Origin of the sequence: Hymenobacter gummosus (assembly GCF_003970915.1) — a bacterium.
Lineage (GTDB): Bacteria > Bacteroidota > Bacteroidia > Cytophagales > Hymenobacteraceae > Solirubrum > Solirubrum gummosum.
In genome coordinates this window covers 1-281 of sequence record NZ_RXOF01000062.1, presented here as the reverse complement: position 1 = coordinate 281, position 281 = coordinate 1, and the positions used below count along the sequence as shown (strand labels likewise).

The 281-nt window shown below is 59.4% G+C and carries 1 protein-coding gene; it reads right to left on the bottom strand.

Translation table 11 applies throughout. The annotated features are described in order from the left end of the window. The coding region (locus EJV47_RS27835) for an SPFH domain-containing protein (RefSeq protein ID WP_243651342.1) at window positions 1-281 on the bottom strand (281 nt) is incomplete at both ends.

The following is a 281-nucleotide window of genomic DNA, read 5'->3' as shown; positions in this document are numbered from 1 at the left end:
CAATGTTTTTGAGCAGCACGTTCTCAATATCGAAGCCGCGCGCGGCCAGCACCTCGTTCATCTGCGCCTGAATGGCCTTCTCAATCACGGCCCGCTCGGCCGAGTGCATGTCCTTAGCGAAGTAGCGGGCGCCTACGTCGGCGGCGGCCGAGCGAAAGACGGGCAGAATCATGATGTTTTCGTAGTCGCGGCCGGTGGTTTGCAGGATGTTGGGCACCTGGTCGGCCTTCACTCGGTAGAGAATGGAAATGTCGGAGGCAATGGACAGGCCTTCCTTGGAG